The sequence below is a fragment of the Sneathia vaginalis genome (assembly GCF_000973085.1).
Classification (GTDB): Bacteria; Fusobacteriota; Fusobacteriia; order Fusobacteriales; family Leptotrichiaceae; genus Sneathia; species Sneathia vaginalis.
Genome location: NZ_CP011280.1, coordinates 1,074,152 through 1,092,779 on the forward strand (window position 1 = coordinate 1,074,152; position 18,628 = coordinate 1,092,779).

18 protein-coding genes are annotated in these 18,628 nt (G+C 29.4%); 8 read left to right on the forward strand and 10 right to left on the reverse strand.

Annotated elements, in window-relative coordinates; genetic code table 11:
• The 10 genes from asnS to VC03_RS05355 all read right to left on the reverse strand — a co-directional run bounded on the left by asnS (position 1) and on the right by VC03_RS05355 (position 12,676).
• Positions 1-1,368: an asparagine--tRNA ligase gene (asnS, locus tag VC03_RS05315; protein WP_046329000.1), complete on the reverse strand. Its 1,368-nt coding sequence runs from the start codon at positions 1,366-1,368 to the stop codon at positions 1-3.
• A gap of 88 nt (positions 1,369-1,456) precedes the next feature.
• Positions 1,457-2,878, reverse strand: coding sequence for an ATP-binding protein (locus tag VC03_RS05320; protein WP_046329001.1), 1,422 nt, complete (start codon positions 2,876-2,878; stop codon positions 1,457-1,459).
• A 911-nt stretch (positions 2,879-3,789) separates the two neighbouring features.
• The gene (gene gltX / locus VC03_RS05325) at positions 3,790-5,268 is read right to left on the reverse strand and encodes a glutamate--tRNA ligase (protein ID WP_046329002.1); all 1,479 of its coding nucleotides are present in this window, start codon (positions 5,266-5,268) and stop codon (positions 3,790-3,792) included.
• A 74-nt stretch (positions 5,269-5,342) separates the two neighbouring features.
• A complete protein-coding gene (locus VC03_RS06875; protein ID WP_257719619.1) occupies positions 5,343-5,477 on the reverse strand; it encodes a hypothetical protein in 135 nt (44 codons plus the stop codon).
• Positions 5,478-5,615: 138 nt separating this feature from the next.
• Positions 5,616-7,166, reverse strand: coding sequence for a phospho-sugar mutase (locus VC03_RS05330; RefSeq protein ID WP_052727739.1), 1,551 nt, complete (start codon positions 7,164-7,166; stop codon positions 5,616-5,618).
• Positions 7,156-8,745 carry an NAD(P)/FAD-dependent oxidoreductase gene (locus VC03_RS05335; RefSeq protein ID WP_046329004.1) on the reverse strand — a complete coding sequence of 530 codons (1,590 nt, stop codon included), beginning with the start codon at positions 8,743-8,745 and terminating at the stop codon, positions 7,156-7,158. The genes VC03_RS05330 and VC03_RS05335 overlap by 11 nt, the downstream gene beginning before the upstream one ends.
• Positions 8,742-9,941 (reverse strand): BaiN/RdsA family NAD(P)/FAD-dependent oxidoreductase, encoded by a 1,200-nt coding sequence (locus tag VC03_RS05340; protein ID WP_046329005.1) that lies wholly within the window; start codon positions 9,939-9,941, stop codon positions 8,742-8,744. The genes VC03_RS05335 and VC03_RS05340 overlap by 4 nt, the downstream gene beginning before the upstream one ends.
• Positions 9,931-10,632, reverse strand: a complete 702-nt coding sequence (locus VC03_RS05345) for an epoxyqueuosine reductase QueH (RefSeq protein WP_046329006.1) — start codon at positions 10,630-10,632, stop codon at positions 9,931-9,933. The genes VC03_RS05340 and VC03_RS05345 overlap by 11 nt, the downstream gene beginning before the upstream one ends.
• A 98-nt stretch (positions 10,633-10,730) precedes the next feature.
• A complete protein-coding gene (locus VC03_RS05350) occupies positions 10,731-11,849 on the reverse strand; it encodes a tetratricopeptide repeat protein (protein ID WP_046329007.1) in 1,119 nt (372 codons plus the stop codon).
• 53 nt (positions 11,850-11,902) lie between these two features.
• A complete protein-coding gene (locus VC03_RS05355; protein WP_046329008.1) occupies positions 11,903-12,676 on the reverse strand; it encodes an alpha/beta hydrolase in 774 nt (257 codons plus the stop codon).
• Positions 12,677-12,806: 130 nt separating this feature from the next.
• Between VC03_RS05355 and VC03_RS05360 the strand changes: the two genes are divergently transcribed.
• The 8 genes from VC03_RS05360 to VC03_RS05395 are packed head-to-tail and all read left to right on the forward strand — an operon-like array spanning position 12,807 to position 18,617.
• Positions 12,807-13,046: a type B 50S ribosomal protein L31 gene (locus VC03_RS05360; RefSeq protein WP_046329009.1), complete on the forward strand. Its 240-nt coding sequence runs from the start codon at positions 12,807-12,809 to the stop codon at positions 13,044-13,046.
• 55 nt (positions 13,047-13,101) lie between these two features.
• A complete protein-coding gene (gene upp / locus VC03_RS05365) occupies positions 13,102-13,731 on the forward strand; it encodes a uracil phosphoribosyltransferase (RefSeq protein WP_046329010.1) in 630 nt (209 codons plus the stop codon).
• Between the two features lie 17 nt (positions 13,732-13,748).
• Positions 13,749-14,234, forward strand: a complete 486-nt coding sequence (gene tsaE, locus VC03_RS05370) for a tRNA (adenosine(37)-N6)-threonylcarbamoyltransferase complex ATPase subunit type 1 TsaE (RefSeq protein WP_046329011.1) — start codon at positions 13,749-13,751, stop codon at positions 14,232-14,234.
• The gene (gene tsaB, locus VC03_RS06715; protein ID WP_046329012.1) at positions 14,203-14,874 is read left to right on the forward strand and encodes a tRNA (adenosine(37)-N6)-threonylcarbamoyltransferase complex dimerization subunit type 1 TsaB; all 672 of its coding nucleotides are present in this window, start codon (positions 14,203-14,205) and stop codon (positions 14,872-14,874) included. Before tsaE ends, tsaB begins: the two co-directional genes overlap by 32 nt.
• A gap of 3 nt (positions 14,875-14,877) precedes the next feature.
• Positions 14,878-15,756, forward strand: coding sequence for a signal recognition particle-docking protein FtsY (ftsY, locus tag VC03_RS05380; RefSeq protein ID WP_084710373.1), 879 nt, complete (start codon positions 14,878-14,880; stop codon positions 15,754-15,756).
• Between the two features lie 12 nt (positions 15,757-15,768).
• Positions 15,769-16,773, forward strand: a complete 1,005-nt coding sequence (gene pta / locus VC03_RS05385) for a phosphate acetyltransferase (protein ID WP_046329013.1) — start codon at positions 15,769-15,771, stop codon at positions 16,771-16,773.
• A gap of 13 nt (positions 16,774-16,786) precedes the next feature.
• On the forward strand, positions 16,787-17,983 hold the full coding sequence (locus VC03_RS05390) for an acetate/propionate family kinase (RefSeq protein WP_046329014.1): 1,197 nt from the start codon (positions 16,787-16,789) through the stop codon (positions 17,981-17,983).
• Entirely contained in the window at positions 17,958-18,617 is a 660-nt protein-coding gene (locus VC03_RS05395) for a TMEM164 family acyltransferase (RefSeq protein WP_144406238.1), read from the forward strand. The genes VC03_RS05390 and VC03_RS05395 overlap by 26 nt, the downstream gene beginning before the upstream one ends.
• The last annotated feature ends 11 nt before the right edge of the window (positions 18,618-18,628 follow it).

The following is an 18,628-nucleotide window of genomic DNA, read 5'->3' on the forward strand; positions in this document are numbered from 1 at the left end:
CTAATATTCAAGAGATTTGTTTGTTCTTGGGAATGGTAATACATCTCTAATATTTTCTACTCCTGTAACATACATTAACATTCTTTCAAATCCTAATCCAAATCCAGAATGTGGAACAGAACCATATTTTCTTAAGTCTAAATACCATTCATAATTATCTATGTTTAAGCCTTTTTCTTTCATTATTTTAACTAATTTATCATAATCTTCTTCTCTTTGGCTTCCACCTACTATTTCACCTATACCTGGTGCTAGAAGATCAACTGCTCTTACTGTTTTAGCATCTTCATTTAATTTCATATAAAATGCCTTAATGTCTTTAGGATAATCTGTTACAAATACTGGACGTTTAAATATTTGTTCTGCAAGGTATCTTTCATGTTCTGTCCCTAAATCCATACCCCAAACTACTTTTTCTTCAAATGTATGTTTTGAAGCTATTAATTTTTCTATAGCTTCTGTGTATGTAACTCTTGCAAAACCATTTTCTAGTATATTATTTAATCTATCTAATAGTCCTTTATGAACAAAGGTATTGAAAAATTCCATTTCATCTTTTGCATTTTCCAAAACATACCCTATTATATACTTCATCATATCTTCAATTACTTCTAGTAAAACATTTAAATCTGCAAATGCTATTTCAGGTTCTACCATCCAGAATTCTGCAGCATGTTTTTTAGTATTTGATTCTTCAGCTCTAAATGTTGGACCAAATGTATATGTATTTTTGAATGCACTAGCAAATGCTTCAACATGTAATTGACCTGTAACTGTTAAGTATGCGGGCTTACCAAAGAAATCATCTTTGTAATCTAATTTTTTTAAATTTTCTAAATCTAATGTTGTAACTTGGAACATTTCTCCAGCACCTTCAGCATCTGTACCTGTTATTAGAGGTGTTTGGACATATACAAAGCCTCTTTCTTGGAAAAATTTATGGATTGCATATGAAAGTAATGATCTTACTTTGAATACTGCGTTAAATGTGTTTGTTCTTGGACGTAGATGAGCTATAGTACGTAAAAACTCAACACTATGTCTCTTATTTTGCAATGGATAATTTTCATCACATGCATTATATACACTAATATTACTTGCTGATATTTCATAAGCTTGACCTTTACCTATAGATTTAACAACCTTACCAGTAACTTTTATTGATGAGTAAATGTTTAATTTAGCTATTTCATCAAAATTACTTATGTTTTCATCATAAACTACTTGTATTCCTTTAAATGAAGTCCCGTCATTAAATTCAATAAATCCAAAGTTCTTTTGATCACGATTCTTCTTTATCCATCCTGATAATGTAACTTCCTTATCTAAATATTTATCTATATCTTTTAACAATATTCTTAACTCCATAATCAATCTCCTTCTTATTCTTTATAGGGAATTATACCATTTTTTAGTATAAAAAAACAAGGTAAAAGAAAATAGCTAGTGAATCTAGCTATAAATTTAGTGTATAGTATTGCGTCTTATCTCTAGTTGATGACCCATGCCATAAAAGTATTTTTTTATCTTCTAATTTCTTTAAAAGTTTATAACAATATGAAGTACTTTTATCTATTATTCCTGTAGATATTTTAGTATTTACATGAGCCCCTGTATTGAACATATATTGTAAAATTCTTTTTTCGTCTTCTGTTAAACTACTAAAATTATTTTTCATTACACCTGATTGCCTATTTGCAATATTATTTTCTAAAGTTAATATTACGTTATATCCTATTTCGCTATATTTAGGTTTATTTAAAAACATATCATACATCTCACTATATATTCTTCTTACACCTTCATTCATTTCCTTAACATACCCAAATTCTGTTAATATCCTAGCTATCTTAGGATTTCTTGAATATCTTTGATTTAATATATTTTCTACTGTTACTATATTAGGTAGTAATCCTGGACTCATTATTTCTAATCTATCTTCAAATATGATGACTTTAATGTAATCGCCTCTTATAGAGTAATTTCTATGAACTAGTGAATTAACTATACCTTCAATCCAAGCAAATTCTGGATACTCTGGTACAGTCTTAAACATTCCATCATCATCTAGATACTGAAAATCTCTTAATAATGTACCTACAAACTCTTTAGATTTTTCTATAGTATCCAATATTGAACCATAAAATGTTTTTTCCTTTATTATATTTATACTTTTACCAAATAAGGCCTTAACTCCATTATACTTCACTACCTTTAACTTGGCTTGTGGTAAAAATCTTGTAGGATCATTACCAAAAAGCAGGATACAAGCATTAGTTAATTTGCCATTTTTCATTAAATTTCTAGCTTTTAACAAATCGTATGTAGATATATTCTCTACTTCCATTTTCTGCTTATACTTTTTTATTAAGCCCTCATCCAAATCTTCTAAAGTTGCATCTTCTACTATTTCATCTTCAAAATATCTTTGACCTCTATCGTATTGTAGCTGTATTATTTGTTCAGAATTCAATTTTACTGTTTTATCAAATTGTCTTAAATAAACATTATTATCATTACATTTAATAACTCTATTATTAGAAATTGGTACATTTATGATTAAAATCTCATCATCTTGTCCCTTAGAATTTTTAACCTCAACTCTATCAAACATAGGTAAAATAGGTGTTTCTTTTAATTCAGTAATTGATATATTAATATATTCTTCAATATTATGACTACCATCAGATTTGAATCCTGTTATTTCTCCATCATCCTCTATTCCAATAACTAATTCACCACCTTCAGCATTAGAAAATGCTACTAAATGTCTTAAAATATCAATTGGTCTTATTTTAGCACTTTTCCTTTCAAAATATTGACCTTCCTTAGAATTAACATAATATGAAATTGATTTTATATTTATTTTTTCACACATAAGACTACACCTATCCTCATTTTTTTATATTATATCATATTAAAATTCCTTTTATCTACTATTTTCTTAGTTTTCTTAACACCCCTTACAACACTAGTATTTACTAGGTATATAGCTATTGCCATCCTATCTCATTCGTTTTCTTAACACTTATCATACTTTTCTTAACACCACTTATAACACTAGTATTTACTGAGTTTACTTCATTTCATTTAACTTCTTAACCTAACTTCTTCGTTTTCTCTTAATTTTCTTTGTTTTTGTTCTATACCTCATATTTACTAGATTTACTTCATTTTATACAACTTCTTAACCTAACTTCTTCGTTTTTTCTTCGTTTTTGTTCTATACCTCATATTTACTAGCTTTGTTCCATTTTATACAACTTCTTAACACAACTTCTTCGTTTTTTCTTCATTTTCTTCGTTTCTGCTCTATACCTCATATTTACTGGCTTTACTTCATTTTATCCAACTTCTTAACATAACTTCTTCGTTTTTTCTTCATTTTCTTCGTTTTTGTTCTATGCTTAATATTTACTAGCTTTACTTCATTTTATCCAACTTTTTAACACAACTTCTTCGTTTTTTCTTCATTTTCTTCGTTTTTGTTCTATACCTCATATTTACTAGCTTTGTTCCATTTTATACAACTTCTTAACACAACTTCTTCGTTTTTTCTTCATTTTCTTCGTTTTTGTTCTATACCTCATATTTACTAGCTTTATTTCATTTTATCCAACTTCTTAACCTAACTTCTTCGTTTTTTCTTCATTTTCTTCGTTTCTGTTCTATACCTAATATTTACTAGCTTTATTCCATTTTATTCAACTTCTTAACGTAACTTCTTCGTTTTTTCTTCATTTTCTTCGTTTTTTCTTACCATAAAAAAAAATGCCCTAAGGCATTTTCTTAAAATTGATTTATTCTATCTAAACATCTCTTCTTACCTATTACTGCAATTACTGTGTATAAGTCTGCTCCTCTTGACTTACCTGTTAATACAGCACGAAGTGGCATTAACACTGCTGATGGACCTTCATTTAGTTCATCTTGTAATTCTTGTAATATATTCTTAGCTTCTTCTTCACTAATTTCTTCATCATGTTTTTCTAATTTTTGTTTAAATAGTTCTATAGCTTTTTTACCTACTTCACTATTTAATGCATCTAATATTCTAGTAACTGATTTTCTTTCTTTTTTGTTCATACCTTCCTTTATTTCAGGTAAAGTATATTTATCTTCAAAGTATATATCACTGTTTTGTGCTAGTTCTTTTAGTGTATGTGAACCTTCACGTATTATTTCAACTATTCTTTCATATTTTTCATTAGATATTGTTGATAGATCGTATAGTTCTTCATAGAAAGGACGAGCTAATTCTGCTAATTCTTTAACTGGTTTTAGTCTCATATGTTGGTTATTAACCCAAGCTAATTTAACTAAATCAAATACTGGACCCCCTAATGAGATTCTATCAAATGTAAACTCTTTAACCATTTCATCTAGAGTGAAGATTTCCTTTTCACCTTCCATGCTCCATCCCATTAATGCTAAGAAGTTTAACATTCCTTCTTTTAAATATCCTTCTTGTCTATAGTAATTTAATGACACTGGATTTTTTCTCTTTGAGATCTTAGTTTTATCTGCATTTCTAAGAAGAGGCATATGATACCAATTAGGTTCTTGCCATCCAAATGCTTTATACAATTGTACGTGCTTAGGTGTTGAAGCTATCCATTCTTCTGCACGTATTACATCAGTTATTCCCATCAAGTGATCATCTACAATATTTGCTAAGTGATATGTAGGGAATCCATCTGATTTTAATAGTACTTGATCATCAATACCACTATTATCAAATGCAATATCTCCTCTTAATTTATCTTTTACTATTGTTTGACCATCATATGGCATCTTTAATCTTATTGTATACGGTGTATTTTTCTTTTTTAAGTCTTCTACTTCTTCTTTTGTTAATTTTCTACAATGTCCATCATACCCTGGTGCTTGATGCATTGCTTCTTGTCTTTCTCTTAAAGCTTTTAATCTTTCTTGAGTACAAAAACAGTAATATGCTTCTCCTTTTTCAACTAATTGTTCAGCATATTTAGCATACATTCCCATTCTTTCAGATTGTCTATATGGACCACAAGGCCCTCCTACATCTGGACCTTCCTCATAATTTAGACCTAACCATTTCATTGCATCAAATATTTGTTGTTCAGATGTTTCTGAATATCTTGTTCTATCTGTGTCTTCTATACGGAGTATGAATTTACCTCCGTTGTGTTTTGCAAATGCGTAATTGAATAATCCAATATACGCTGTACCTACATGTGGATCTCCTGTTGGTGAGGGAGCTATTCTTACTTTAACTTTTCTATCCATTAAATTAGGTTCTCCTTTTTTCATATATGTTTTATGATATCATTAATATTTTTACTTGTCAATTTATGCTTCTTTCACACAAAAACTGTATAATCCCATTTTGGATAATTATCATTAACTTTTTGGTATCCACCAAATTCTCTATTTCTAGTTTCTTCTGTTTCTAATAAATATGAGACTTGATAATATTCTTTCAATATTTTTTTCATTTGTGCCTACAACATCTTTTTTATCTTTTAGTAAAGGGCTTTATTTTATCAATATATTCTTTTCTTTCAACAAAATCCATAGCATCACCTCATGTAGATTATACTATGGATTTTTCTGTATTTTAATATTTTTGTAGACTATACTCGACAAATTATTTTCTTAATTTCTTCCTTGTATTCTTTTGCTTTTTCTTCACCTATAGCATAAATATATACCTTTAATTTAGGTTCTGTTCCTGAAGGTCTAATTAGAATTCTTGTTTTATCAGGATAGTCAAATTGTAATACATTAGATTTTGGTAAGTTAGTATCATCATTTAAGTAGTCTATCTTCTTAATATCTAACTTTCTAAATTCTTCCATAATCTTTTTAATTTTTTCCTTACCCTTTTCACCATCAATAGTTAGATTTATTCTTTCTTCCCTATAATCCCCGTATTTATTACGTATACTTTCTAATTGTTCTATTAGATTACTTCCATTATTCTTGTAATATGCTGCCATTTCAGCAACCATCATAGTAGCACTAACTCCATCTTTATCCCTTGTTGTTGTTCCATAAAGGAATCCAAAGCTTTCTTCAAAACCAAATAAGTAGTCCTCTTCACTCTTCTTTATTATCTCACCTATATACTTAAATCCTGTCAAAGTCTTTTTAACCCGTATACCTTTAACATTATCAACCATAGGTGTAGATACTATTGTAGTAGCAACAACATTTCTTTTTGATGTATCTCTTGTTTTTAGGATATAGTCTAGGACCAACATTCCTATTTCATTTCCAGTTAAATATACAAATTTACCTTTATTAGGTACTACAACTCCTATTCTGTCTGAATCTGGATCATTACCTATTAATATATCACTATCTTTATCTACATATTTTAAAGCTTCATCAAACGCTTCCTTATACTCTGGATTTGGACTTTTTACAGTAGGAAAGTTCCCATCTGGTTTAAATTGTGTATCAACTATTTTAACTGTATATCCCATTTCTTTTAATATTTTTGTTACAGGTATACCTGCTGTACCATGTAGTGGTGTATATACAATATTTACATTACCTTGCTTTATACTAAGTTTTTTTATATCGGTTATAAAGCAATCGTCTATTGTTTTATCTAGTACAAAAATATTCTCTTTAACTTCATCTAGTTTAACGTCTTCTAGACCAACTTTCTTTATTTCCTCTATTATCCCATCAACATATGGAGGTACAACTTGCCCACCATCTTGTAAATATACCTTGTACCCATTATACTCCTTAGTATTATGGCTAGCAGTTATTGCTATACCTGCATTTGTTTTTAATTTACGTATAGCATATGTCATTTCAGGTGTACTTCTAACTCCATCGTAAATATATACCTTTATTCCATTGGAAGATAGGACTTTTGCTGCCTCATTTTGAAATAGTTCTGAATTAATTCTACAATCTCTTGCAATTACTACACTAAGTTCTCCTGTATATTCTTTTTTGATATAGTTTGCTAGACCTTGTGTTGCAAGGCGAATAATATACTTATTTAATTTATTAGACCCTAGCCCCATCTTAGCCCTTATACCTCCTGTACCAAAGCTAATATACTTGCAAAAGTTTTCATCAATCTCATCTTTATTCATTTTTCTCATTATCTTCTTATCTTCTTCGTCTATATATGGGCTATTTAGCCATTCATCATATATCATTTTGTATTTCCTCCAATATTTTTTCACTGCATTTAATTCCATCAACAGCAGCTGTCATTATACCACCTGCATAACCTGCACCCTCACCACAAGGTATTAAGCCTAAAACATTACAATACATTGTATCTTTATCCCTATTAATTCTAACTGGGGATGAACTTCTACTTTCTACACCTGTTAATACACTAGACTTATTAGAAAAATCTTTTAATTTTCTATTAAGTCCAACAAGTCCTTCTTTTAGTGCATCATTTAAGTATTTTGGTAATATTTCATTTAAATCTGCTAGTGTATACCCTATACTATAGCTTGGCTTAACATCTAATAATTTAGTTGTCTTAACTCCTGCGATATAGTCTTTAGCTAGTTGTACAGGTGCTTTGTAATTAGAACCACCTAGTAAGAATGCCTTATGTTCTATTTCTCTTTGAAACTCTATACCACTCATAACATCTTCTGGTAAATCACTAGGTTCTACATTAACTAAAACTGCGGAATTTGCATTTTCTAAATTTCTTTTATTGTAACTCATACCATTTATTGCAAGATAACCTTGTTCACTAGAAGCTGGTACAACTACACCACCTGGGCACATACAAAAGGTGTATACACCTCTACCTGTTTTTGTTCTAACATTTATCTTGTACTCAGCTGGTGGTAATTTTTTGGAATAGTTTTTACCATATTGACATTCGTTTATATACCCTTGCTTATGTTCTATTCTAAATCCTACAGCAAAAGATTTCTTTGTTAAGTAAACTCCACGATTTTTTAGCATATATATTGTATCTCTTGCACTATGCCCTATTGCTAAAATACAATAATCTGTCTCTATTTCATAGGTGCTTCCATCAGCTTTTTTTACAACTAAAGCCTTAAGTCTATCATTAGTATACTTAATATCTACTAACTGATTTAAAAATCTATACTCTCCACCTAATTTTTCTATCTTTTCTCTAACTTTTTTCACTACATTTACAAGTACATCTGTTCCAATATGTGGTTTTGCAATGTATGATATATTCTCATCTGCTCCAGCATTAATTAATTCGTCTATAACTATTCTTATTCTACTATTATGGCTATTAGTAGTTAACTTACCATCAGAAAATGTTCCAGCACCACCTTCACCAAATTGTACGTTAGATGTAACATCTAACTTACCTGTATTAAAAAAATTATACACATCAGTTATTCTATCATCTACTGCCTTACCACGTTCTAAGATTATGGGATTAAGTCCTGCTTTTGCTAGAATTAACCCTGCAAATATTCCTCCTGGTCCACTACCTACTATTACAGGTCTTAAACCCTTATACTCACTTAAGTTTGGTATAACGTACTTTTCATTTACTAACTTTTTAATTGTATTACCATCTACATATTTATCTTCGTTATCAACTTCAATATCTACTGAATATACTATATATATATTAGGCTTTTTTCTTGCATCTATTGCCTTATTTGAAATCTTAAATTCCTTTATTTTAACTTTTTCTCCCAATTTATCGTATATTGCTGTATATATATCACTTTTTTCATGATCTACGCTTAATTTTAATCCTGTTAATCTTATCATATACTATCTCCTACTAATAGACCTGTTGCAAAGGCAAATTGCAGATTATACCCTCCGCATTCTCCATAAATATCAAGAATTTCACCAGTAAAGTAAAGATTTTCTACTTTTTTAGACTCTAATGTTGTATCTACATCATTTGTATCTACTCCACCTGCTGTAACTTGAGCATTATTAAATCCCATAGTATCATTTGCTTTTATACTATACCCTTTTAAAAGTGTAGCTAATCTTTCTATACTCTCATACTCTATATCCCTTATTAAGATATTTAATTTTTCAAGTCCAGATTTTTTTAATAAGAACATACCTAATTTTTTAGGCAAAAATCCATTTAAAAATTCAGTTGTTTCTAAGTCTTTTAACATATTTTTTCTTTTGTATAAGTAAGGTAATAGGTCTTTTTTTGATATTTCTGGGACAAAGTCTACTACATATTCCATCTTAAACTTATACTTCGGTAAAAGATATGTTAAATTAAAAATAGTAGGCCCTGATATACCATAAGTTGTGAATAGCAATTCACCTTTTTCTTGCCTTACAATCTCACCTTTATACACTGCACTAACTATACAATCTACCTTTATGCCTTCTAACCCCTTTATATATTCTTTTTCTGTTTTAAGTTGCACTAAAATTGGTGTAAGTTCTGTTATCTTATGACCTAATTTTTTAGAAATTTCATATCCTGAACCATCAGAACCTAAATTAGGATAACTATACCCACCTGTTGCAAGTACTAATGACTTAGCAAAAAACTCATTATTAATACAAAAAACGCCATCTCTTTTTTTTACACTTTTTACTTCATATCCTAACTTTATATCTACTCCTAAAACTTCTAACTTTAAACGTATGCTATCAACCATAGAAGCTGCTTGAAGAGATCTTGGATAAGTTTTACCATTAGTTTCTGTATAAGGATAAATACCCATATTCTCAAAAAATTGTATAATCTTATCTGGTCCATAACTAGTTAATACATTTACAATATCTTTTGTATTGTTTCCAGTATAATTCTTGTATGTTGCATTAATATTAGTGAAATTACATCTACCATTACCTGTGACTAATAGTTTTTTCAAAATTCTATCTTTATGTTCTAAAAGCAAAACTTTTTTGTGATTCATTGCAGCTTTTATCGCACAAACCGTCCCCGATGCTCCTGCACCTATTATTATACAATCAAAAACCATGTTCTTTCCCTTCTTTAATAGTCTGTCTGAATTTATCCCTATCTGCTGCAAAAATACAACCACAGTAACATTGTCTATATACATTATATATCTCACATAATTCTATAGATCTTTTATACCCATTATTCTTTTTAAAATCTGATGGCAAGTACTTTGTCTTATATATACTTTGTATAGAAAACCCTATCTTATTAATCAACTGAGAATTTTTCATGGGGCTTATTGTAAGTGCTGAACCAAAATAGTCATAATTTAATTCTACTGCCTTTTTTGCAACTATATCTAACCTATATGCAAAACAAGCACTGCAACGAAGTCCTCCTTCTGGTTCTTTTTCCAAACCACGCATAATCTTAAAGAATTCTAGTGGCTTATATGGCTCTTCTATATACTTAACATTATTCCCAGTTTGCTTATTAAATTTTTCTATAAACGCTCTTTGTTCACTACTTCTTTTTCTATACTCATATTCTGGATGTATGTTTGAATTTGCAAAAAGTATGGTAATATCTGCATAATTACACATAAATTCTAATGTATATGTACTACAAGGTGCACAACAACTATGTAATATTACTTTTGGTTTTTCATCATGCTTCTTCCATTCTTCTATTACCTGCATAAGCATCTTTTGATAATTTATTACTTCATTAGGTCTCATTAGTTTTAATAGATCACTTGCATCAAACATATTATCCGCTCCTTTTTTCTTATGTCAATTATATTATTTTTTTAAAAAAAATGCTACTATTATGGGAATAATAGTAACATCTTTAATTAATTAATATTTTATTTAGCTTGTTTCTTTATTGCTTCTAATTGTTTTAATATATTATCTGCACCTGTAAGCTTATTTGCTACAGCTTTTTTAGCGTGTGTAATAGCTAGATCTATTTTACCTGTATTACCATATATTAGTGATAGTAAAAGGTCTGCATCTTTAGATTTATCTTTAAGTGCTAATTTTGCATATTTTTCTGCTGATTCATTTATTCCATTATTGTATAGTAAGACTGCTAATGTAATATTTTTAGCTCCTTTTTTCTTTAATAGATTTGCATATTTTGCTTCACCTTTGCTATCTTTAGTTATTGTTGATAATACAAATACATAATTTAAGTATTCATTAACAGCTGGTGAATTGTTGTAAGCTTTTTCTGCATATGAATAAGCTGTTTTAACATCTCCTATATAATTTAAAAATCTATTAGAAATTAAATAATAATTATCTTTATCTACTGATGCTCCATTTAAATATCTAGTTGCATTTTTAACGTCTTTTTTTGCTAAATAGTAATCTGCATAAGCTAAATATACACCAGACTTAATATTAACAAATTTTGAATTTGCTGCCTTATTTAAATATGATATACCATCTGATTCTTTATTTTCACCTAATAAAGCTCTTCCAAGTAATAGGTTAAAGTTATCTATTGTATCTTGTCTTTTTGTATTTTCAATTAATTTTACAATATCATTGAATTTAGATGTTTCATTTTCTACTTTGTATAGTGCTGCTAAAACTGATAAAGTATCTAAGTCATTTTTATTTAATCTTTCGTTTAATATTTCTAAATATTTAATTTTTTCTTTAGTTGTCTTAGCACTGTTTGCTAAATATATATTAGCTTGTACTGCTACTTGACTATTTGATTTTGGATTTTCAGCTGCCTTTTTTAAGTATTCAATAGCTTCTTCATTTGTTTTTGCATTTTGTGCTAAAAAATAATTAATTCTTTCATATTCTGCTTCTTCACCTTTTACATTTTTTGATTCTTTTAAAATTTTAATTGCTTCTTCATTTTTTCCTTTTTTAAATAAATCTTCAGCCTTATTTATATCTTCTTTTGGCCCAGCTATTGCTAATAGGCTTGTTAATAAAGCTGAAATTGCTATAATTTTTTTCATTTTATATCTCCTTTTTTTGTTTAAATTATACACTATTTTTTAAATTGTGTCTATTATTTTTGATTTTCATTCAAAAATTGTCTTATACTGCTCTCGTATTTGTCTTTACAATACATATCCATTTCTGAATGTTTAATGCCATTAAACTTAATGTATTCTTTCTTCCCATTATACTTATCATATATCTTTTTACTTTGATTTGGAGTTACAAAAGTATCAGCTGTGCCATGTAAGAATAAGATGGGTACATTTGTGTTGTTTATATTCTTACTTGCATTTATCCCCTTTATATCCACACCTAATTGTAAGAAGGCAACAATTCTTGCAAGTGGTAATACAGGATATTCAGGTAAATTAAATCTTTTCTTCAACTCTTGTTTAAATACTGAGTATATGTCATCGTATGGGGAATCGACTATAAGGACTTTAACATTTTTAGGAAAATCTTTTTCACCTGCAGCTTGAAGAACAGTTGCTGCACCCATAGACATACCATATAGTGTGATATCTTTATCTTTGTACTGTTTTAATATGTCTATTAATACTCTTTTTTCATTTTTACCAAATGTATAGTACTTACTTTGGTTATCGATTAATAGGACAGAATAATTCATTTTTAGGAATATGTCTTTTTCTCTTTCCATTCTTTTTGCATCCGTCTTATACCCATGTAGTATTACAGCCAATTTCTTATCATCCCGTTTTATATACTCCACATTAATTCCACGTGGATTAGGATTTTTCATTGCATATCGAACGAAATACTCACCTATTCCTGCACAAAGTATCACAATTATTGCTAAAATACTTAAAACTTTCTTCCTCATAATGTAGCTCCTTTCTGCAATTTACCTTATTATACTTTATGACAAATAATTTTACAATATTTTACTTTACTTTCATATGAATATATGATAATATAGTTTGAAGAAATAAACATGAAAGGAGTTTCCACAAATGAAAAAAGGTTTACACCCTGAATACAGATTAGTTGTATTTGAAGACACAAGCAATGGGTATATGTTTTTAGGAAAATCTACTAAAGAAACTAAAGATACTGCTACTTTTGAAGGTAAAGAATACCCTGTTATTAAAGTGGCTATAAGCTCAACTTCACATCCGTTCTACACAGGAAAATCAAAATTTGTTGATGAAACTGGAAGAGTTGATAAATTTAAGAAAAAATATAATTTATAATTTTTGCAGAGTACGTGCTCTGCTTTTTTTTGAAATAATTTAGGAGGTATATTTAATGGCAATTTTTGAATTTAATCACCCACTTATTGAACATAAGTTGACTAATTTAAGAAACAAGGATACTGACACAAAGTTGTTTAGAGAAAGTCTTTATGAAATAGCAGCACTTATGGTTTATGAAGCAACAAAAGACTTCAAGGTTAAGGACACTGAAACTACTACACCTATAATGACAACAACTACTAAAGTATTATCTCAACCAGTTACAATTGTTCCTATCCTAAGAGCAGGACTTGGTATGGTTGACGCTCTACTTGACTTAATACCTAATGCTAAAGTAGGACATTTAGGGGTTTACCGTAATGAAGAAACATTCAAGCCTACATACTACTATGCAAAAATGCCTACAAACATTCTTGAAAGTAAGGTAATAATAACTGACCCTATGTTAGCAACTGGTGGATCTATAATTTACACATTAGATTATCTTGTAAATCTAGGTGTTGATATTAAGAATATTACTGTAATGTGTATAATAGCCGCACCAGAAGGTATAAAGGCAATTATTGAAAAATATCCAAAGATAAATCTTTATGTTGCTGCTATTGATCAAGGTTTAAATGAACACGCATACATTTACCCTGGTTTAGGTGACGCTGGAGACAGAATTTTTGGTACAAAATAGGAAAAAAGTGGTATAATATGACTGGTATAAAACATACAAAATTAAATTTTAATGAAATAAATAATATCATTGATCACATTGCTAGTAAGATATCAGAAAATAAGGAAAAAAGTATTTGTATCGCCTTAATAGGTGATTTAGGTACAGGAAAAACTGCATTCGCCAAGAGACTTTTAAAGGACCTTGGCGTTTGTGTGCCTGTAAAGAGTCCAACTTTTACATTCTTAATTGAATATACTACCCCTAGCATTGACATCGCACATTTTGATGTATATAGAATTAGTAACGAAGATAGCCTTTATGAAATTGGCTACTTTGACTATATTGATGCTCCTGGTTTAGTTTTAATAGAATGGGCTGATTTAATACCTCATTCACTACCAGATAACTGTCTTTTCTTTAAAATAGAACATGATAGTTTAGACACAAGATATATATCAATATATACTATGAAAGATGGTGAAAAAAATTATGTTGACATTTACAATTACAACTTCAACTAAACTTGCTAGCATGAGTCTTTTTCAAGATGATCTTTTACTAGGATCTATTGACGTTAATGTTAAAAAGACCCATTCGGTTAATATATTAAATCAAGTAAAAAGTCTTTTTGAATGGACTGGTGAAAGTATACAAGATGTTAAACGTGTAATAATTTCTAAAGGACCTGGATCTTTTACAGGTATTAGAATAGCTATGTCTTTAATTAAAGGTATCTTTGCTTTAGAAAAAGATGTTGAAATTTTTAGCGTGTCTGAATTGGATGCTATATTCTATCCTGCAAAAGACTTAGCTAGTATTGTTGTATCTGGAATTGATTCAAGAAAAGGTAAAATATATTACAACATTCACGAAAATGGCGTAAAAATTAAAGATGATACTATAGGAAACATATATACTCTAGTTGAAGAATTAAAAAATACAAAGAAAAGTATTGTATTTGCTGGAGATATAGCATATAACTATAGAGAAGTGATTGAAACTTTAGATACTGTTAAAATAAGTTACCACAAACTCCTAGTTGATTCTAAAGTATTTTATGATATGTTTAAAGATAATCTTGCACAAAAAGAAGATATTGCAAGTATTCATCCATATTATCTTGAACAATCACAAGCTGAGCGTGAGTATAAAGGAGTGTAGAATATGTCATTACTTAAACCTAAAAAAGGATTTTTCACAAAATTAAAAGAATTTTTTGTAGGTCAAAGCATAACAGATGAACTATACGAAGAATTAGAAGAACTTTTAATCCAATCTGATATGGGTATAAAGACTACCAGCAGTATAATAGAAGAGTTAATGAAGAATAATTTTTCTACTACTGATGAAGTCTATGCTAAGCTAGAAGAAATATTAATAGGTAAGATAAATAAGTTTAGTGATAACTCACTAAGATTAGATAAGTCTAAAAAGAATGTAATACTACTTGTAGGTGTTAATGGAGTTGGTAAGACTACATCTGTTGGTAAAATAGCTAATATTATTAAAAACAGTGGCTATACATTAGTAATAGGTGCAGCTGATACTTTCCGTGCTGCAGCTATTGAACAACTAGAAGAATGGGGTAAGAGAGTTTCAGTTAAAGTAATATCACAAAAAAAAGGAACTGATCCTGCTGCTGTTGTTTTTGATACATTAAACTATTTAAACAGCGAAAACATACAGGTTAGTATAATAGATACTGCTGGAAGATTACATAACAAAAAAGATTTAATGGATGAATTGGGTAAAATTAAAAAGATAATAACCAATAAAATTGATTCTGCAAATATTGAAACTTTGCTTGTAATAGATGCTACAACTGGTCAAAATGGTTTAGAACAAGCTAAAATATTTAATGAAATAACCTCTATTACTGGTGTAATACTTACAAAATATGATGGAACAGCTAAGGGAGGTATAATATTCCCAATAATAGAAGAATTACAAAAACCTGTAAAATTCTTAGGTGTTGGTGAAGGTATCAATGACTTAAAAGTCTTTGATCCAAAAAGTTTTGTAAAAGAAATTTTTAATAAATAAGGGGGACATAATATGTCTAGAAATTTAATTGAAGAAATAAAGGAAGAAGTGCAATCTAACAAAAAGTGTATAGTGCTTCCTGAAACTGAAGATGAAAGAGTTATTAGAGCTGCGGCTAAAATTCTTAAACAAGGTTTTGCTAATCTTATCCTTATAGGTTCTAAAGATAAGGTTGAAAGCGATGCAAAAAAATACGGTGTTGATATAGCTGGTGTTAAAATAATAGACCAAACTAATTTTGACAAAATAGATGATTTTGCTAATGAATACGCAAAATTAAGAGCAAAAAAAGGTATGACTTTTGAACAAGCTAAGACTATCATGACTACTGACCCTAGATTCTTTGGAGCTATGTTGGTTAGAATGAAAATGGCTGATGGTATGGTAGCAGGTTCATTATCTCCTACTGCTAGTGTTTTAAGAGCAGCTATACAAGTAATAGGTCCTAAAAAAGGATTAAAAACAGTATCAAGTTCTTTCGTTATGCTTTTAAAGGATAATACTTATGGTGAAAATGGTACTATGGTATTCTCTGACTGTGGTGTTATACCAGAACCAACAGCAGAACAAATAGCTGATATTACTATCTCAGCTGTAGAAAAAGCAAGATTAGTTGCAAGAATTAAAGAACCTAAGGTTGCCCTACTTACTTACTCAACTAAGGGTAGTGCAGAAGGTGAAACAGTAACTAAGATGAGAGAAGCTAAAAAGATACTTGATGAAAAGAATGTAGATTTTGCCTATGATGGTGAATTACAATTTGATGCTGCTGTAGTTCCTAAGGTTGCTCAATTAAAAGCTAAAGGTTCTACTGTTGCAGGTAGTGCAAATGTATTCATTTTCCCTAATTTATCAGCTGGAAACATTGGTTACAAACTAGTACAAAGATTAGCAGGTGCTACTGCATTAGGTCCACTTATCCAAGGTCTTGCAAGTCCAGTTCATGATTTATCAAGAGGATGTAGTGATGATGATATAGTAAGTATAGTAGCAATTGCATGTTGTGAAGCAAAATAAGGAGAGAATATATATGAAAATATTAGTAATTAACAGTGGTAGTTCATCACTTAAATTTGAACTTATAGACACAGAAACTAAAAAAACTCTAGCCAAAGGAATTTGTGAAAGAATAGGTATTAGTAACCAAATATTCACTTACAAAAACAAGGTTACTGGTTACAATGAAATTGAAAAACCTACTCCTATGCAAGACCACAAAGTTGCAATACAAGTTGTACTAGAAAAATTACAAGATAAAACTAATGGTGTAATTTCTTCTATGGATGATGTAGATGCAATAGGTCATAGAGTTGTTCATGGTGGTGAATACTTCGATGATGCAGTACTAGTAAATGATGACGTTATTAAAAAAATAGAAGAATTGGCTGACTTAGCTCCACTACATAATCCTGCTAACTTAATGGGTATAAAGGTTATACAAAAACTATTACCTAATACACCACAAGTTGTAGTATTCGATACAGCTTTCCACCAAACTATGCCAGATTATGCATATAGATACCCTGTACCTGAAGAAGACTATACTGAATTAAAGGTAAGAAAATATGGATTCCATGGTACATCACATAAATTTGTAAGTAACAGAGCAAGTGAACTATTAGGTAAAAAAGATTCTAAAATTATTGTTTGCCATCTTGGTAATGGTGCCTCTATATCTGCCGTTAAAGACGGTAAGGTAATTGATACTTCTATGGGATTAACTCCATTAGCTGGTGTTATGATGGGTACACGTTGTGGTGATATAGACCCTGCTGTTCCTTTATACATCATGCAAAAGAGAAATTTAAGTGCTAGTGAAACTGATACTAGATTGAATAAGAAATCAGGATTATTAGGTATATTCGGTAAGAGTTCTGACTTTAGAGATGTACAAGATGCTATGATAAATGGTGATAAACGTGCTAAATTAGCATATGAAATGTTCTGTTACAGAGTAAGAAGTTACATAGGATCATACATAGTAGCACTTGGTGGTGTAGATGCAATAGCATTCACTGGTGGTATAGGTGAAAATGCATTTAGAGCTCGTGAAGGTATATGCCGTGGTCTTGAATTTTTAGGAATAGAATTAGACTATGAAAAGAATAAAGAAATGATTTCTGGAGATGTTGAATATTCAAAACCTACTTCAAAAGTTAAAATTTACAAGATAGAAACTGCTGAAGAATTAATGATAGCAAATGATGCAGCTAGATTGGTTAAATAGTATGCATATGTTTAATAAGGAATATATTTATGCTCTAAGTTTTGCGACTATAGTGCTTTTAGTACTTTTCTCTATGGGCTTTGTTGTAAGGAATAAGTATAAGTATGCTAAGTTTTTAGGTATAGTATTAGTAATATTTAAAGCTTTAGATATCTCATATATAATCTTTAAAAAATGGTCAATATTTACTAATTTTTCTTTAGTAAGTACTGTCGTTCTAATTAGTTGCATAATATTCTTAATTACAAATAACAGGATGTGCTTTAACCTATCATATCACTTTATGTATGTGATACTCTTAATACTACTATTTATCCCTATTAAATGTGATAATCTACTACACCTGTTTTTAATAACTACCAACTATTTCTTAATAATCTTAGCCATACTTTATGGTTCTTACTTCTTAAGACAAAAGGTGGTATTTGCAGGTTTAGTTTGTAGTATCATATCCCTATTTATCCTAATATCTTTTGCATATGTAGGAAATAAGGGATTAGGAACAAATATGTTTTTCATACAAAATAGCATAGTGCCATACTTTAATACATTATCACAACATATATACTTAGCTATTTTGATGATATTAAATTTATTAGGAATTTGTTTTATGTATGTTATAAAGAAAAATTAATCGAGGGTGTT

Coding starts and splice junctions, on each gene's coding strand:
- VC03_RS06875 (WP_257719619.1), bottom strand. CDS start 5,477: ATGAAAAAAATATTGAAAGAATATTATCAAGTCTCATATTTATTAGAA.
- VC03_RS05350 (WP_046329007.1), bottom strand. CDS start 11,849: ATGAAAAAAATTATAGCAATTTCAGCTTTATTAACAAGCCTATTAGCA.
- VC03_RS05390 (WP_046329014.1), top strand. CDS start 16,787: ATGAAAATATTAGTAATTAACAGTGGTAGTTCATCACTTAAATTTGAA.
- tsaE (WP_046329011.1), top strand. CDS start 13,749: ATGACTGGTATAAAACATACAAAATTAAATTTTAATGAAATAAATAAT.
- asnS (WP_046329000.1), bottom strand. CDS start 1,368: ATGGAGTTAAGAATATTGTTAAAAGATATAGATAAATATTTAGATAAG.
- VC03_RS05355 (WP_046329008.1), bottom strand. CDS start 12,676: ATGAGGAAGAAAGTTTTAAGTATTTTAGCAATAATTGTGATACTTTGT.
- VC03_RS05330 (WP_052727739.1), bottom strand. CDS start 7,166: ATGATATATGATGAATGGCTAAATAGCCCATATATAGACGAAGAAGAT.
- VC03_RS05340 (WP_046329005.1), bottom strand. CDS start 9,941: ATGGTTTTTGATTGTATAATAATAGGTGCAGGAGCATCGGGGACGGTT.
- VC03_RS05320 (WP_046329001.1), bottom strand. CDS start 2,878: ATGTGTGAAAAAATAAATATAAAATCAATTTCATATTATGTTAATTCT.
- VC03_RS05345 (WP_046329006.1), bottom strand. CDS start 10,632: ATGTTTGATGCAAGTGATCTATTAAAACTAATGAGACCTAATGAAGTA.
- VC03_RS05395 (WP_144406238.1), top strand. CDS start 17,958: ATGATGCAGCTAGATTGGTTAAATAGTATGCATATGTTTAATAAGGAA.
- upp (WP_046329010.1), top strand. CDS start 13,102: ATGGCAATTTTTGAATTTAATCACCCACTTATTGAACATAAGTTGACT.
- ftsY (WP_084710373.1), top strand. CDS start 14,878: ATGTCATTACTTAAACCTAAAAAAGGATTTTTCACAAAATTAAAAGAA.
- VC03_RS05335 (WP_046329004.1), bottom strand. CDS start 8,745: ATGATAAGATTAACAGGATTAAAATTAAGCGTAGATCATGAAAAAAGT.
- VC03_RS05360 (WP_046329009.1), top strand. CDS start 12,807: ATGAAAAAAGGTTTACACCCTGAATACAGATTAGTTGTATTTGAAGAC.
- gltX (WP_046329002.1), bottom strand. CDS start 5,268: ATGGATAGAAAAGTTAAAGTAAGAATAGCTCCCTCACCAACAGGAGAT.
- tsaB (WP_046329012.1), top strand. CDS start 14,203: ATGTTGACATTTACAATTACAACTTCAACTAAACTTGCTAGCATGAGT.
- pta (WP_046329013.1), top strand. CDS start 15,769: ATGTCTAGAAATTTAATTGAAGAAATAAAGGAAGAAGTGCAATCTAAC.